This is a genomic window from Desulfovibrio sp. SGI.102 (assembly GCF_050314315.1).
GTDB lineage: Bacteria > Desulfobacterota > Desulfovibrionia > Desulfovibrionales > Desulfovibrionaceae > Desulfovibrio.
The window spans coordinates 1-13703 of record NZ_JBNPNC010000034.1 but is presented as its reverse complement, the minus strand read 5'-3'; the positions used below and the strand labels follow the sequence as shown (position 1 = coordinate 13703).

14 protein-coding genes are annotated in these 13703 nt (G+C 66.0%); 11 read left to right on the top strand and 3 right to left on the bottom strand.

Features of this window, described 5'->3' with window-relative positions; translation table 11 throughout:
* Positions 1-59: 59 nt before the first annotated feature.
* The 7 genes from hcp (at position 60) to cmk (ending at position 6358) form a co-directional block, all read left to right on the top strand.
* Positions 60-1646 carry a hydroxylamine reductase gene (hcp, locus tag ACQRCJ_RS08405; RefSeq protein WP_427799624.1) on the top strand — a complete coding sequence of 529 codons (1587 nt, stop codon included), beginning with the start codon at positions 60-62 and terminating at the stop codon, positions 1644-1646.
* Positions 1647-1775: 129 nt separating this feature from the next.
* Entirely contained in the window at positions 1776-2486 is a 711-nt protein-coding gene (locus ACQRCJ_RS08400; protein WP_168935111.1) for a Crp/Fnr family transcriptional regulator, read from the top strand.
* A gap of 191 nt (positions 2487-2677) precedes the next feature.
* Complete coding sequence (locus tag ACQRCJ_RS08395) at positions 2678-3280, top strand: flavodoxin family protein (protein ID WP_168935175.1); 603 nt, start codon at positions 2678-2680, stop codon at positions 3278-3280.
* A gap of 41 nt (positions 3281-3321) precedes the next feature.
* On the top strand, positions 3322-3801 hold the full coding sequence (locus ACQRCJ_RS08390; protein WP_300645999.1) for a pyridoxamine 5'-phosphate oxidase family protein: 480 nt from the start codon (positions 3322-3324) through the stop codon (positions 3799-3801).
* Positions 3802-4001: 200 nt separating this feature from the next.
* Positions 4002-4445 carry a universal stress protein gene (locus tag ACQRCJ_RS08385; RefSeq protein ID WP_168935108.1) on the top strand — a complete coding sequence of 148 codons (444 nt, stop codon included), beginning with the start codon at positions 4002-4004 and terminating at the stop codon, positions 4443-4445.
* A gap of 84 nt (positions 4446-4529) precedes the next feature.
* A complete protein-coding gene (gene hisC, locus ACQRCJ_RS08380; protein ID WP_427799623.1) occupies positions 4530-5669 on the top strand; it encodes a histidinol-phosphate transaminase in 1140 nt (379 codons plus the stop codon).
* Positions 5666-6358 carry a (d)CMP kinase gene (gene cmk / locus ACQRCJ_RS08375; RefSeq protein WP_006009170.1) on the top strand — a complete coding sequence of 231 codons (693 nt, stop codon included), beginning with the start codon at positions 5666-5668 and terminating at the stop codon, positions 6356-6358. The genes hisC and cmk overlap by 4 nt, the downstream gene beginning before the upstream one ends.
* 364 nt (positions 6359-6722) lie before the next feature.
* On the opposite strand, the gene pstA is transcribed toward cmk, so the two are convergent.
* From pstA to ACQRCJ_RS08360, 3 genes are all read right to left on the bottom strand, one after another.
* Entirely contained in the window at positions 6723-7598 is an 876-nt protein-coding gene (gene pstA, locus ACQRCJ_RS08370; RefSeq protein WP_427799622.1) for a phosphate ABC transporter permease PstA, read from the bottom strand.
* 11 nt (positions 7599-7609) lie between these two features.
* Complete coding sequence (pstC, locus tag ACQRCJ_RS08365) at positions 7610-8497, bottom strand: phosphate ABC transporter permease subunit PstC (RefSeq protein ID WP_300646004.1); 888 nt, start codon at positions 8495-8497, stop codon at positions 7610-7612.
* 187 nt (positions 8498-8684) lie between these two features.
* On the bottom strand, positions 8685-9500 hold the full coding sequence (locus tag ACQRCJ_RS08360) for a PstS family phosphate ABC transporter substrate-binding protein (protein WP_297137560.1): 816 nt from the start codon (positions 9498-9500) through the stop codon (positions 8685-8687).
* Positions 9501-9720: 220 nt separating this feature from the next.
* Here ACQRCJ_RS08360 and ACQRCJ_RS08355 point away from each other — a divergent pair, with 220 nt between their 5' ends.
* The 4 genes from ACQRCJ_RS08355 to ACQRCJ_RS08340 are packed head-to-tail and all read left to right on the top strand — an operon-like array spanning position 9721 to position 13640.
* Positions 9721-10395, top strand: a complete 675-nt coding sequence (locus tag ACQRCJ_RS08355; RefSeq protein ID WP_168935098.1) for a response regulator — start codon at positions 9721-9723, stop codon at positions 10393-10395.
* Positions 10396-10405: 10 nt separating this feature from the next.
* Positions 10406-12199, top strand: coding sequence for an ATP-binding protein (locus ACQRCJ_RS08350; RefSeq protein ID WP_427799621.1), 1794 nt, complete (start codon positions 10406-10408; stop codon positions 12197-12199).
* A gap of 2 nt (positions 12200-12201) precedes the next feature.
* Entirely contained in the window at positions 12202-12957 is a 756-nt protein-coding gene (gene pstB / locus ACQRCJ_RS08345; RefSeq protein WP_006009177.1) for a phosphate ABC transporter ATP-binding protein PstB, read from the top strand.
* Complete coding sequence (locus tag ACQRCJ_RS08340; protein WP_168935094.1) at positions 12957-13640, top strand: phosphate signaling complex PhoU family protein; 684 nt, start codon at positions 12957-12959, stop codon at positions 13638-13640. Before pstB ends, ACQRCJ_RS08340 begins: the two co-directional genes overlap by 1 nt.
* The last annotated feature ends 63 nt before the right edge of the window (positions 13641-13703 follow it).

Genomic DNA, 13703 nt, shown 5'->3' with positions numbered 1-13703 from the left:
GGAGATGTGTTCTAGTGTCATGGACAGACACCCATCCCCCTCAGCACAAGGAGCCCCCCATGTTTTGCAACCAGTGTGAACAGACCTCCAAGGGCAAGGCCTGTACCCGCCTTGGCATCTGCGGCAAGAACGAGGCCGTGGCCATCCAGCAGGACAAGCTGGTCTGGCAGCTGCGCGAACTGGCGGCCGTGGCCCTGATGGCCCGTGACGCCGGCATCGTGGACACCGCCACCGACGACTTCGCTTTCAAGGCCCTGTTCTCCACCCTGACCAATGTGAATTTCGATCCCGTCTCCCTGCGCGCCGTGCAGGAAGAATGCCTGAAGCGCACCACGGCCCTGGCCGCCCGTGTGCCCGGTGCCCCGGCCCCCACGCCTCTGGCTGCCCTGGATCTGCGGGAAACCGCCATCGACCGCCTGTCCGACGACGAGGACGTGCGCTCCGCCATGCAGATCCTGCTCTACGGCCTCAAGGGCGTGGCCGCCTATGCCGACCATGCCGCCGAGCTGGGCCAGCGTGATCCCGACGTGGCCGCCTTCCTGTATCGCGGCCTGCGTGCCGGCACCGAACTGGATCCCGAGAGCCACGACCTCAACGGCTGGCTGGGGCTGGTGCTGGAATGCGGCAAGGCCAACCTGCGCGCCATGGAGCTGCTGGAAGCGGGCAATACCGGTACGTTCGGCACGCCCGTGCCCACGCCCGTCTCCCTGGGCCGGCGCAAGGGCAAGGCCATCCTCATCTCCGGCCACGACCTGCCCGACCTGCTGGCCCTGCTGGAGCAGACTCGCGACACGGGCATCAACGTGTACACCCACGGCGAGATGCTGCCCGCCCACGCCTATCCGCTGCTGCATGCCTTCCCGCATCTGGCCGGGCATTACGGCACGGCCTGGCAGAACCAGCAGAAGGAGCTGCCCGCCTTCCCCGGCGCGGTGCTCTTCACCACCAACTGCATCCAGGACCCCAAAGACTACGCCGACAAGGTCTTCACCTCCGGCAATGTGTCCTGGCCCGGCCTGGTCCATTGCAAGGGGCGTGACTTCTCGGCCGTCATCCGGAAGGCTCTGGAACTGCCCGGCTTCGCCGAAGACGTGCCCGGAAAGGAAGTGCTGACCGGCTTTGGCCGCGAGACCCTGCTGGGTGCCGCGCCCGCCGTGCTGGATTCCGTGGCCCAGGGCAAGCTGCGCCACATCTTTTTGGTGGGCGGTTGCGACGGCGCCCGTCCCGGCCGCAACTACTACACCGAACTGGTGGAGAAGATCCCGGCCGACTGCCTGATCCTGACCCTGGCCTGCGGCAAGTTCCGCTTCTTCGACAAGGAGCTGGGCAGCCTGGGCGACATCCCTCGCCTGCTGGACGTGGGCCAGTGCAACGACGCTTACGCCGCCGTGCGTGTGGCCCTGGCCCTGGCCGATGCCCTGAAGTGCGGCGTCAATGACCTGCCGCTGTCGCTGGTGCTTTCGTGGTACGAGCAGAAGGCCGTGAGCATCCTGCTGACCCTGCTGGCCCTGGGCGTGAAGAACATCCGCCTCGGGCCCACGCTGCCTGCCTTCGTGTCCCCCAACATCCTCAAGGTGCTGGTGGAACAGTGGAACATCATGCCCGTGACCACGCCCGACGAAGACCTCAAGGCGATCCTGGGCTAAGATTCTTTTGCAGGGGAAGGCCGTGACCGCGGTCTTCCCCTGTGTTTTTGGCCGGCGGGGCTGCTTTCCCGTCCGGCTTTTTTTCCTGCCCCTGTGTCCGCGGGGGCAAAGCTTTCATGGAGGTCGCGCATGGACCAGAAAAAAGGGAACCGCCCCCCCGATCCCCAGAGCCTGCGGGATGCCCTGCGCCACAGCCCGCTGGGCCGCTGGCTGGACGAGAGGGAGACCGGTCTTGTGCTGGGCACGGGCCGTCTGGCCGAGATGCGGGCGGGCGATGTCCTGTTCCGTGAAGGGGACGAGATACGTCATGTGCCCTTCGTCTTGTCCGGCGAGGTGAAACTGGTCAAAATGGGCCCGCAGGGCAGGGAGTACGTCCTGCACCTGACCCGCGGCGGGGCCTTCCCCGATCCGGGTGCCCTGTTCTACGAGGCCCCTCTGCCTGCTACGGCCGTGGCCCTGGGGCCGGGGCGCCTGCTCTGGCTGGAGCGGGCCACCATGGACAGGCTGCTGGACGGGAATCCCCGGCTGGCCCGCTGGCTTTTGCAGGTGCTGGCGGCGCGGCAGCGTTTGTTCGTCAACAAGGTGGCCGGCTCGCAGGGGATGATTTCGGTCTCCCGGCGGGTGGCCGGATGGCTGCTGCACCGCTCCCGCATGGAGGAAGGGCGCCGTCAGCTGGAACTGCCCGGTACCCGGGAGCTCATGGCCCGTCTGCTGGGCCTGAGCCGCGAGAGCCTGAGCCGGGAACTCAACGAGCTGGCCCGGGAAGGCGCCATCCGCCTGGAGCGGCGGCGGGTGGAGCTGCTGGACATGGCGGTCCTGGAACGCCGGGCCCAGGACTAACGGGCTTTCGGACGTATTTTTCCGCTCCGGCCTTGCAAGGCCCGTCACCGTGCGGCCGGATGATGGCCGCAGGCAGGCCCCGGCGCCGGTCGTATTTTTTTGCATGTCGCTCCCGCCTCTGTGCGCCGCGCTCCGCTGATACCGTGATGCTGGCCTGGCGGCGGGCGGCAGCCCACACCATCATGACAGCCATGACAGACATCATCCCTCAGCTTTCCCTGCCGCCGTGCATCCTTTGCTCCAGCATCACCGGCAATACGCGTTTTCTGGCCGATGCCCTGGCCGGAGCCACCGGGGCCCCCGTATTCCCCACGGGGCATCCGCCCCTGCTCGACCATGCCGGGACGCTGCTTCTGGGTTTCTGGGTGCGCCGGGGCCTGCCCGACAGCCGCAGCCTGCGCCTGTGGCAGGGCATACGCGGCAAGCGCGTCTTTTTTTTCGGTACCCACGGCACGCGCCCCGGTTCGGACCATTCCCGCCAGTGTCTTGCGGCGGCCCGCCGCCTGTTGCAGGACAACGGCAACGAGGTGCTGGGCGGCTTTTTTTGCCAGGGGCGGGTCAATCCGCGTCTGGTGGCGCTGGCGGGCAAACCGGGCCACCATCCCATGACGCCCGCCCGTGCGGCCCGTCTGGCCGAGGCCGCCCGCCATCCCGACGGGGCGGACCGTCAGGCGCTGGTGCGCTGCTGGGACCGCTGCCGTCAGGGCCTGCCCCTGCCCGGGGCCGATGCCGCCGGAGAACTGGACGGCGGCCACTTTTTTGCCTGGTCCGCCGGGACGGGACGCTTGTCCTGAGCCCGCGGGCCCGTTATCCTGCAAGGGGAGGAGAGAACATCATGGAAAAGATCGTCAGCCGCGTGGAACTGAGCGAGGATCCGGCCCTGCCCGGCGAGATCCTCAACAAGGCGGAATCGCTGTTCGTGGCTTTTCAGACCGGGGATTTCCCCTATGTGCTGCCCTTCAACCATGTCTGGCTGGACGGGCGCATCTACATCCATTGCGCCCTGGAAGGACGCAAGATCGACGTGCTGCGCCGGGATGGCCGGGTGGGCTTTTCCACGACGGTGGACGTGTGCATCATCCGCGAAAAATCCACCACCCACTTCCGCAGCCTTTGCGGTACCGGCCGGGTGAGCGAAGTGACCGATACGGAAGAGAAGCGCCGTGCCCTGGACGCCATCAGCCTGCGCTTTGACGCGCGCTGCCCGCGCCCCACGCCCGATGCCGCCCTGGCCCGCGTGAATATCCTGCGCATCGATGTGGAGAGCCTGACCTGCCGCCACAAGAACGGGCCGCGCCGCAAGGACAAGGAATAGGAAGAAGGTTTGTGCTTTTTGGCACAAATTGGAGAAAAGGCCTTGTCTTGTGCGGGGAAAGTCCTTACATTGAGGTTGTAAGGGAAAAAAAGGCTGCGCCGGCTCTGGAGCCGACGAGAAAAGGGCCATCCCCCCTTTCCTGATGGAACCGGATTTTCAACATTTTACTTCTGTCCGTCTGGGCGGTAATGGAGCGTACCATGAAGGAAATCAAGAAGATTCTTTGCGCGGTTGACCTTTCCGAACACAGCGCGGCCGTGGCAGAGTACGCCACCATGCTGGCCAAGGGCCTGGGGGCCAGCATCATCGTCGTCTACACGGCTCCCTCGCTGAGCCAGTATGTGGGCTTCCATGTGCCGCCCAACACCATCGAAAACTTCGTGGGCGAGATCGTCTCCGGCGCTGAAAAGTCCATGGACGCTTTCGTGGCCGAGAACTTCCCCGGCGTGGAAGCCAAGGGCCAGGTGCTCATCGGCTACGCCGCTGAAGAGATCCTGGCCCGTGCCAATGACGAAGGCGTCGACCTCATCGTCATGGGTACTCACGGCCGCAAGGGCATCGACCGCATCCTCTTCGGCTCCGTGGCTGAAAAGGTCGTCAAGAACGCGTCCATGCCTGTGCTGACCGTTCGCCCCAACAAGTAAGTCCCGGCCGGACCGGGAACTGACAACGGTTTCTCGGGCCGCCGCACTTGCGGCGGCCCTTTTTTCTTTGCATCTGGAGTCTGTATGTACACCTGCGCCGTGCGCCCGGAAATAGCCGCCCTGAGCGCCTATGTTCCCGGCATGTCCATTGCCGAAATTCAGGAGAAATACGGCCTGTCCAAGGTCGTCAAAATGGCCAGCAACGAGAACCCCCTGGGCGTTTCGCCCCTGGTGAAGGAAGCCCTGGGCCTGCACGCCGGGACAGCCTTCCGCTATCCCCAGGGCGGCAACCCCCGCCTGGTGGCGGCCCTGGCCCGCACGCACGGCGTCAGCCCCGATCAGGTGGTGGTGGGCAACGGCTCGGACGAAATCATCGACATGCTGATCCGTATGCTCCTGGTGCCGGGCAAGCATTCCGTGGTCTGCTTCGAGCCCTGCTTCAGCATCTATCCCATCCAGGCGCAGGTCTGCGGCGTGGAAGTGCGCCGCCATCCCCTCAACCCGGATTTCAGCTTCGATCTCGACGCGCTCTTCGCCCTGGTGGACGATGACACCCGTCTGGTCTTCGTGACCACGCCGGACAATCCCTCCGGCTACTGCCCGCCGCTGGCCGACGTGCGCCGCCTGGCGCAGCGCCTTGGCGAGCGCTTCCCCCACTGCCTGCTGGTGGTGGACGAGGCCTACATGGACTTTGCGGGCGACAGCCCCGAGGACGAGGCCCGCTTCTCCCTGCTGGCCTCCAGTGACATCCCGGACAACGTGGCCATCATGCGCACCTTCTCCAAAAGCTACGGTCTGGCCGGGCTGCGCCTGGGCTACGGCATCCTGCCGGCCGAGCTGGCCCAGTATTACTGGCGGGCCCGCCTGCCGTTCTCGGTCAACATCCTGGCCGAAGAAGCCGGTATCGCCGTGCTGCAGGACAGCACCTTCCGGGCCGCCACGCTGGAATGCGTGCGCGCCGGTCGCCGTCGCCTGACCGAAGGCCTGCGCGCCTTGGGCTGCACGGTGTGGCCCAGCGCCGCCAATTTCATCATGATGCAGCTGCCCGAAGGCTGCGGTACGGCGGCGGCCTGCTTCGAGGCCCTGCTGCAGCGCGGCATCATCATCCGGCCGCTCAAAAGCTACAGCCTGCCCGATCACCTGCGCGTGAGCGTGGGCACCGACGAAGAGAACACGGCCTTCCTTGAGGCCATGAAACAGTGGATGCAGGAGGTGCGGGGATGAAGACGACCCTGCCTGTGGTGACCCTGGACGGCCCCGCCGGTGTGGGCAAGACCACGCTGGCCCAGCAGCTGGCCGAAAGCCTGCACGTGGCCTATCTGGATACCGGCGCCATGTTCCGTTGCCTGGCCCTCAAGCTGGGGCCCGGTGCGGAGACCCTCCCCGAAGAGGAATTGCGCGAAAAGTGCCGCCAGTGGACCTTCAGCCTGTCCGGCAAGGGGCGGGCCTCTGCAGTGTGCTGCAACGGCGTGCCCATCCGCGGCGAAGTGCGCACCGAGCAGGTGGGCATGCTGGCCGCCCGCATCGCCACGGTGCCCGTGGTGCGCGAGGTGCTGCGCGAGGCCCAGCGGGCCATGGGCGAAGCCACGCCGCTGGTGGTGGAAGGCCGTGACATGGGTACGGTGGTCTTTCCTGACGCCCGCTTCAAATTCTTCCTGGATGCATCGCCCGAAGTGCGCGCCCTGCGCCGTCTGCGCGACCTGGCCGCCCGCGGGGTGGAAGCCGATCTGGTGACGCTGACCGAGCAGATCCGCCAGCGTGACTCCCTGGACCGCAACCGGGCCGTGGCGCCTCTGCGCCCCGCTGCCGATGCCGTCATCGTGGATACCTCGGAACTGGACATCGCCGGTGTGCTGGGCGTGCTGGTGCATCGCATCAGCGTGCATGAAGGCAGCGTGACCCTGTTGCCGTAGCCGGGGACGGCAAACATCATATGGCAAGATGACGGGCCGGAAGGGATTTCCCTTCCGGCCCGTTTGCGTTTTTGGTGTGACCGGAGAGAACGCGGGAGGCGGAAGAGGACATCTTCCCGGATGGGGATCGCTCAGGCCGGGGTGCAAGAGGGGGCCGCACGGCAGGGACCGGGGGAGGCTGGGCAGACTCCGATCTTTCTTATCGCCGTCGGAGCATCTGGTGAGGCGGTGTGCCGGGAAAGGCCCCCTGCGCGGCTCCGCGGCCTGCGGAAGACGTGTGTTGTGGCAGGGAGGAAACGGAAAAGGGGACCTCTCTGCCGGAGCAGGAAGTCCCCCAAAAAATCAGCCTGTGGGCGGATGCCGTCTAGGTGTGGTGGCGGCGCTGCAGGTGGTCGCGCAGGATGATGGCCAGCAGGTTCATGCCCAGCACCAGCAGGATGAGGACCAGGCCCGTGCCGTACTGGAGCGGGCGGGTCTTCTCGATGTCCGTGCCGGCGGTGGCCAGCACGTACATGTGATAGGGCAGGGCCATGACCGAGCTGAAGATGGAGTCCGGGTTCTTGGGCGTATAGAAGACGGCGGCGGTGAACATGATGGCGGCCGTTTCACCGGCGGCGCGGGCCACGCCCAGGATGGCGCCGGTGAGCATGCCCGGCATGGCGCAGGGCAGGACCACGCGGGTGATGGTCTGGGCCTTGCCGGCACCCAGGGCCAGGGAGGCCTGGCGGTAGGTGTCGGGTACGGAGCGCAGGCTCTCCTCGGCGGTGCTGATGATGACGGGCAGGGTCAGCACGGCCAGGGTCAGGATGCCGGACAGGATGCTGACGCCCATGCCGCAGAAGGTCACGAAGAACGAAAGTCCGAACAGGCCAAAGACCACGGAAGGCACCCCGGCCAGGTTGTTGACCCCCAGGCGCACCATGCGGGCGAAGGGGGTGTTGCCCGCGTATTCATGCAGGTAGACGGCCGTGGCCACCCCCAGGGGGAAGGCCAGCAGCAGGGAGCCCAGGGCCAGGATGGCCGTGCCCACGATGCAGGGCAGGATGCCGCCGGCGGTCATCATCTCGCGGGGCGGCGTGGAGAGGAATTCCCAGCTGAGGGCGGGCAGGCCCTGCACCAGCAGGAAAAGGCAGATGGCCACCAGCAGGATGACGTTGAAGGCGGCCACCAGCCGCAGGGTGCCGAGCATGGCGCCCTGGACGAAAAGACGGCGGCGCGGATCGGGTGTCGCAAGAGGCATGGAAGGGCTCCTTAAAGGCTGGCCGAGCCCACCTGGCGGTGTTTTTCGGCAATGCGGGAAGCGATCATGTTGAATGCCAGCGTCATCAGGAACAGGACGATACCTGTGGCGAACAGGGCGTAGTAATGGTCGCTGCGGAAGGGGGCTTCAGCCATTTCGGCGGCGATGGAGGCGGGCATGGGCCGCACGGGGTCCAGCAGGGACTGGGGCAGCATGGCCGCGCCACCGGCCGCCATGAGCACCACCATGGTCTCGCCCATGGCGCGGGACATGCCCAGCATGATGGCCGTACCGATGCCGGACAGGGCCGCGGGCACCACCACGCGCACGATGGTCTCCCAGCGGGTGGCGCCCAGCGCCAGGGAGGCCTCACGCAGGGAGCGGGGCACGGCGCGCAGGGCGTCCTCGGAGACGGAGCAGATGGTGGGCAGGCTCATGATAGCCAGCACCAGCGATGCATTGAGCAGGTTGAGGCCCGTGGCGGCGCCCAGCACGTCCTGGAGGATGGGCGCCAGCACCACCATGCCCAGAAAGCCCAGCACTACCGAAGGCAGGGCCGCCAGCAGTTCCACGAAGGGCTTGATGACGCGGCGGGCGAAGGGCGGGGCGATCTCGGCCAGGTACACGGCCGTCATGACGCCCAGGGGCACGGCCAGCAGCGAGGAAAGCACGGTGACGGCCACGGAACCCACCAGCAACGGGAAAATGCCGAACAGGCCGGGATCTTCCGTGGGGTACCAGAGGTCGCCCAGCAGAAAGTCCAGCGGGCTCACATGCCGGAACAGGGGCAGGCCTTCGGTGAACAGGAAGATGACGATACCTGCCAGCGCCAGCAGGGACGAGGCCGCGATGGCGGTGAGGCAGATGCGGATGGCCCGCTCGCGGGAAGAGCTGAACATGGTTTTCTCCGAAGGTTTCCTTGCGGGACGCGCCCGCTGGAGGAAGCGGGAAAAAAGCGGAAAAACGGGGGAAAGGGGGACGTACGCCGGTATGATCCCTCAGACCGGCACGGGCCCTTTCCCCTTGCGGGGGACCGGGCAGAGGCCCCCGGAAGGAGAGGGGGAGCGTCTGCCCGGTGCTGCGGGCTTAATGCTGCAGGGGAACGTAACCCACGGCCAGGACGTCCTTCTGGCCCTTGTCGGCGGCCAGCAGGTAGTCCACCAGCTTCTTCACGCCGCCCTTGGGATCGCCGTTGGTGAAGATGTAGAGTTCGCGGGCGATGGGCCATTCGCCGTCCAGAGCGGTCTTGGCGCTGGCGGCCACCTTGCTCACGGTCAGGCCCTTGACGCTCTTGTCAAGATAGCCCAGGCCGATGTAGCCGATGGCGTTCTTGTTCTTGGCCACGGCCTGCACCACGGTGCCGTTGGAGGCCTGCATCAGGGCGGCGGGGGTGACGCGTTCCTTCTTCATGACCAGTTCCTGCCAGGATTCAAAGGTACCGGAAGAGGTATCGCGGGAGATGACCACGATGGGGGCATCCTGGCCGCCCAGTTCCTTCCAGTTGCGCACCTTGCCGGCATAGATGGAGGACAGCTGTTCCAGGGTCAGGTCCTTCACGGGGTTCTCGGGGTTGACCACGGGCACGATGGCGTCCACGGCCACGGCGATGCGCACGGGCTTCACGCCCTTCTTTTCAGCGGCGGCGCGTTCCTTGTCCTTGATGTCGCGGGAGCTCATGGCCACGTCGCACTGCTTTTCGCCCAGGGCCTTGATGCCGTTGCCGGAACCGCCGCCGGAGATCACCAGCTTGATGTCGGGGTTGGCGGCCATGAAGGATTCGGCGGCCTTCTGCATGACGGGCAGCACGGTGGTGGAGCCGTTGACGACGATATCCTGGGCGTGGGCGGCCACGCTCAGACCCAGGGCGGCACAGGTAAGGACCAGAGTTTTGGCGAAATTCATGATAGTGCTCCTTTAAAAGGAAAAAAGTCTTTGCTTCGGCTCGATCCCGAAGCACCTCCCTTTTCCTCAGGCTTTGTTACAGAAATGTGACGCCTCGGCGAAGATGCGGAGACACTTTGAAAACCGTGGTTTTTACGGGCCTGTCACACAATTGTAACCTTTCAGGCGCATTGCTGGCGCATGGGAAAGGCACTACTTCTCCAAGGCAAAGGAAGACTCCATGCAACGCATACTTGTTATTGAAGACGAAAACGATATCCGCCAGTTGCTGCGCTTCAACCTTGAGCGCGAAGGCTTTGCGGTACTGGAAGCGGCCGACGGGCTGGGGGGGCTGCACATGGCGACCTCCGAGCTGCCCGACCTGGTGGTGCTGGACCTCATGCTGCCCGGCATGGACGGCTGCGATGTCTGCCGCAGGCTCAAGGCCCAGCCGGTCACGGCGGCCATCCCCGTGCTCATGCTCACGGCCCGCGGCGAGGAAGTGGACCGTATCGTGGGCCTGACCCTGGGGGCCGATGATTATGTGGTCAAACCCTTCAGCGTCCGGGAACTGGTGCTGCGCATCCGGGCCATCCTGCGCCGCGGCAACCGCCCCGGCATGGGCACGGCCCTGTGCCGCGGGGCCCTGCTGCTGGATGTGGAGGCCCACCGCGTGACCCTGGACGGGCAGGAAGTGGCCCTGACGGCCACGGAGTTCCGTCTGCTGGAAGACCTTATGCGGCATGCGGGCGCCGTGCGCACCCGCGAACAGCTGCTCAACGCGGTCTGGGGATATTCGTTCGAAGGCTATGCCCGTACGGTGGACACGCATGTCCGGCGTCTGCGGGCCAAACTGGGTGAAGAAGCCGCTGCGCTCGAGACCGTGCGCGGCGTCGGTTACCGTTTGAGAGGCTGAGATGACGGGGATGTTCCGTTCTTTTAGGGCCCGGATCTTCTGGGCCATCCTGCTGGTGGCCGCGGTGGCCGCGGGGCTTTCCCTGTGGCTGACGCGCGAATGGCTGGAAGAGCGCCAGCTCGATGAAGCTCGTACCGGTCTGCTGCGCGAGGCGCGCGTGGCGGGCGAACTGATGCTGCGCGGCGAAAACGATCTGGAGGTCCTGGCCCGGGTGCTCGACCTGCCCGACCTGCGGCTTTCACTGCTGGATGCCGACGGCAACGTGCTGGCGGAGACCGGCGGCGTTTCGCCCGAAGGCATGGACAACCACGGCGACCGGCCCGAAGTGGTGCAGGCCCGCAGCGAAGGGCAGGGCTACTCCCTGCGCGCCAGCGGCACCCTGCACAAGAATTTTGCCTACGCGGCCCGCAACCTGCCTGACGGGCGCATCCTGCGTCTGGCCCTGCCGCTGGACAGCGTGAACCTGCTCATCCAGAAGCGCCTGCACGTCTTCGCGCCCATGATCCTGCTGGCCGTGGTGCTGGCCGTGGTGCTGGCCGCCTTCATCTCCGGCGCCATGCGGCGGTCCCTGGGCCAGATGGTGGACGTGGTCTCGGCCATTTCCCGCGGCCGACTGCAACGCCGCCTGCGCCGTCTGCCGGGCACGGAGTTCGCCCCCCTGGCCGAAGCCGTGAACCGCATGGCCGACAGCATCGGCGAGCAGGTGCGCATCGCCTCGGACAAGACCGCCCAGCTGGAGAGCGTGCTCAACACCATGAGCGACGGCGTGCTGGTGCTGGGCCCGCAGGGCCGCATCCGCCGCTGCAACGGCGCCTTTGCCCGCCTCTTTCCCCAGGTGACCGACATGGCGGGCAGCCCGGTCATCGAGGTGATCCCCTCGCCCGATCTTCAGGATGCCGTGGATGCCCTGCTGCGTTCCGCCCAGGCGGCGCGCTCGTCCTCCGGCAACGGTGACGAGGAGCCGGACGTGCCCCGCTCCCTGCGTCAGGTGCAGCTGCATCTGGGCGGCCGGGTCTTCTCGGTACTCATTTCCCTGCCCGTACTGGCCGACGCCCGTCTGGGCGCGGTGCTGGTCTTCCGCGACATCAGCGACCTGATGCAGCTGGAGCGCATCCGCAGCGATTTCGTGGCCAATGTCTCCCATGAGCTGCGTACGCCGCTGACCGCCATCCAGGGCTATGCCGAGACCCTGCTCAGCATGGATTCCTCGGAACAGGCGCAGCACTTTGCGGCCATCATCTACCGTCACAGCTGTTCCCTGGCCCGCATGCTGGAGGATCTGCTGGTGCTGGCCCGTCTGGAAGGGCAGGGAGGCGCCCTGGAGCTCTGCCCCACGGAATGCGCCGCCACCCTCGATGAGGCGGGCAGCCTGTGCCAGACCCGCCTGCAGGAACGCAAGCTGCGTCTGGAAGGCCATCTGGAAAAACTGCCCCCCGTACTGGCCGACGACCGTCTGCTGACGCTGGTGTTCCGCAACCTGCTGGAGAACGCCTGCCGCTATGCCGAAGAAGAGACGGCCATCCGCGTCACGGGCCGGGTGGAAGGCGACGACGTGGTCATCCGCGTGGTGGACGACGGCGTGCTCATCCCGGCGGACGATTTGCCGCGCATCTTTGAGCGCTTCTATCAGGTGGAGCGCCATCGCGGGCAGAATTCCACGGGTCTGGGCCTGGCCATTTGCAAACATGTGATCGAACGGCACGGCGGCCGCATCTGGGCGGAAAGCCCGGCGGAAGACGGCAGCACGGCCATCATCTTTACCTTGAGGCGCGCGGACGCCCCCCGGACGCCCGTGCAGGAGTAGTTATGGCAACAGCACTTTCGGCGCAGAAGATCAACGTCTATTACGGCGCTTCCCACGCCCTGCAGGATGTCAGCCTGGATTTCGAGGCCGGCGGCGTCACGGCCCTCATCGGCCCTTCCGGCTGCGGCAAGTCCACCTTCCTGCGTTGTCTCAACCGCATGAACGACCTGATCCCCGGCTGCCGGGTGGAAGGCCGCATCATGCTGGACGGCGAGGACGTCAACCAGCCCCGCACCAACGTGGTGCGCCTGCGGCAGAAGGTGGGCATGGTCTTCCAGAAGCCCAACCCCTTCCCCAAGAGCATCTTCGAGAACGTGGCCTACGGCCTGCGCGTCAACGGCGTCAAGGACGAGAACCTCATCACCGAGAAGGTGGAGCTGGCCCTGCGCCGCGCCGCCCTCTGGAACGAAGTGGAAGACCGCCTTTCCTCCTCGGCCCTGGGCCTTTCCGGCGGCCAGCAGCAGCGCCTGTGCATCGCCCGTGCCCTGGCCGTGGAACCGCAGGTGCTGCTCATGGACGAGCCCGCCAGCGCCCTGGACCCCATCGCCACCCGCAAAGTGGAAGAGAGCATCGTGGAGCTCAAGGAAGGCCTGACCATCATCATCGTGACCCACAGCATGCAGCAGGCGGCCCGCATCTCCGACCGGACGGCCTTCTTCTACATGGGCCGTCTGGTGGAAAGCGACAGCACGGACGTCATCTTCACCCGTCCGTCCCAGAAAGAGACGGAAGACTACATCACAGGCAGGTTCGGTTAATGGTTCTTCAGGATTACACGCCCCAGCACATGCTGGCCACGCTGCGCACGCGCCTGCTGGTCATGTATGCGCAAGTGGACATCGCTTTGGAAGAGGCTGCGCGTTCCTATGAAAAAGGCGAGGCCGTGCGCGCCATCGCCGTCTGTGACGGTGATACGGCCATCGACGCCCTGGAAAACGAGATCGACGAGCTGTGCCTGCGCCTCATGGCCCGCATCAAGCCCGTGGCCGGTGATCTGCGCTTCGTGGTGGCCGCCCTGCGCATGGTGGTGGATCTGGAGCGCATCGGTGACGAGGCCGTGACCGTGGCCGAGCAGACCGTGCTCATGGAAGACGTGCCCGGGCGGCGTATCCTGGCGGACGAGGTCTGCGGCATGATGCAGCGTGCCCGCGAGGCCTTCATGCGCGCCATGGACTGCTTCCGCGAAGGCAACGGAGAGGAAGCCCTGGCCCTGCGCAACTGCGAGGACGAGGCCCTGCAGAACGAGATGCGCATCGTGCAGCGCCTGCTGGAGCTGCTGCGTCAGGAAGAAGGCAAGCGTCCCGATCCCCAGCTTGTCATGCATACCTTGCTGGTGGTGCGAGCCCTGACCCGCATCTGGCGGCGTTCCGTCAATCTGGCCGAACAGGTCTACTTCATGCAGCACGGCCAGAGCCTCAAGCACAGCGGCGAAAAGAAGTAACATATCCACGTTCCTTTGTTTTTCCGGTAAAAGCGGGTGCAGGTGACTGCCCCGCTTTTTTTG

Excerpts from the sequence above, each read along its gene's own strand:
- ACQRCJ_RS08350 (WP_427799621.1), top strand. The coding sequence starts at position 10,406 with ATGTTCCGTTCTTTTAGGGCCCGGATCTTCTGGGCCATCCTGCTGGTG.
- ACQRCJ_RS08355 (WP_168935098.1), top strand. The coding sequence starts at position 9,721 with ATGCAACGCATACTTGTTATTGAAGACGAAAACGATATCCGCCAGTTG.
- hcp (WP_427799624.1), top strand. The coding sequence starts at position 60 with ATGTTTTGCAACCAGTGTGAACAGACCTCCAAGGGCAAGGCCTGTACC.
- ACQRCJ_RS08360 (WP_297137560.1), bottom strand. The coding sequence starts at position 9,500 with ATGAATTTCGCCAAAACTCTGGTCCTTACCTGTGCCGCCCTGGGTCTG.
- ACQRCJ_RS08390 (WP_300645999.1), top strand. The coding sequence starts at position 3,322 with ATGGAAAAGATCGTCAGCCGCGTGGAACTGAGCGAGGATCCGGCCCTG.
- cmk (WP_006009170.1), top strand. The coding sequence starts at position 5,666 with ATGAAGACGACCCTGCCTGTGGTGACCCTGGACGGCCCCGCCGGTGTG.
- ACQRCJ_RS08400 (WP_168935111.1), top strand. The coding sequence starts at position 1,776 with ATGGACCAGAAAAAAGGGAACCGCCCCCCCGATCCCCAGAGCCTGCGG.
- hisC (WP_427799623.1), top strand. The coding sequence starts at position 4,530 with ATGTACACCTGCGCCGTGCGCCCGGAAATAGCCGCCCTGAGCGCCTAT.
- ACQRCJ_RS08340 (WP_168935094.1), top strand. The coding sequence starts at position 12,957 with ATGGTTCTTCAGGATTACACGCCCCAGCACATGCTGGCCACGCTGCGC.
- ACQRCJ_RS08385 (WP_168935108.1), top strand. The coding sequence starts at position 4,002 with ATGAAGGAAATCAAGAAGATTCTTTGCGCGGTTGACCTTTCCGAACAC.
- pstC (WP_300646004.1), bottom strand. The coding sequence starts at position 8,497 with ATGTTCAGCTCTTCCCGCGAGCGGGCCATCCGCATCTGCCTCACCGCC.
- ACQRCJ_RS08395 (WP_168935175.1), top strand. The coding sequence starts at position 2,678 with ATGACAGACATCATCCCTCAGCTTTCCCTGCCGCCGTGCATCCTTTGC.
- pstA (WP_427799622.1), bottom strand. The coding sequence starts at position 7,598 with ATGCCTCTTGCGACACCCGATCCGCGCCGCCGTCTTTTCGTCCAGGGC.
- pstB (WP_006009177.1), top strand. The coding sequence starts at position 12,202 with ATGGCAACAGCACTTTCGGCGCAGAAGATCAACGTCTATTACGGCGCT.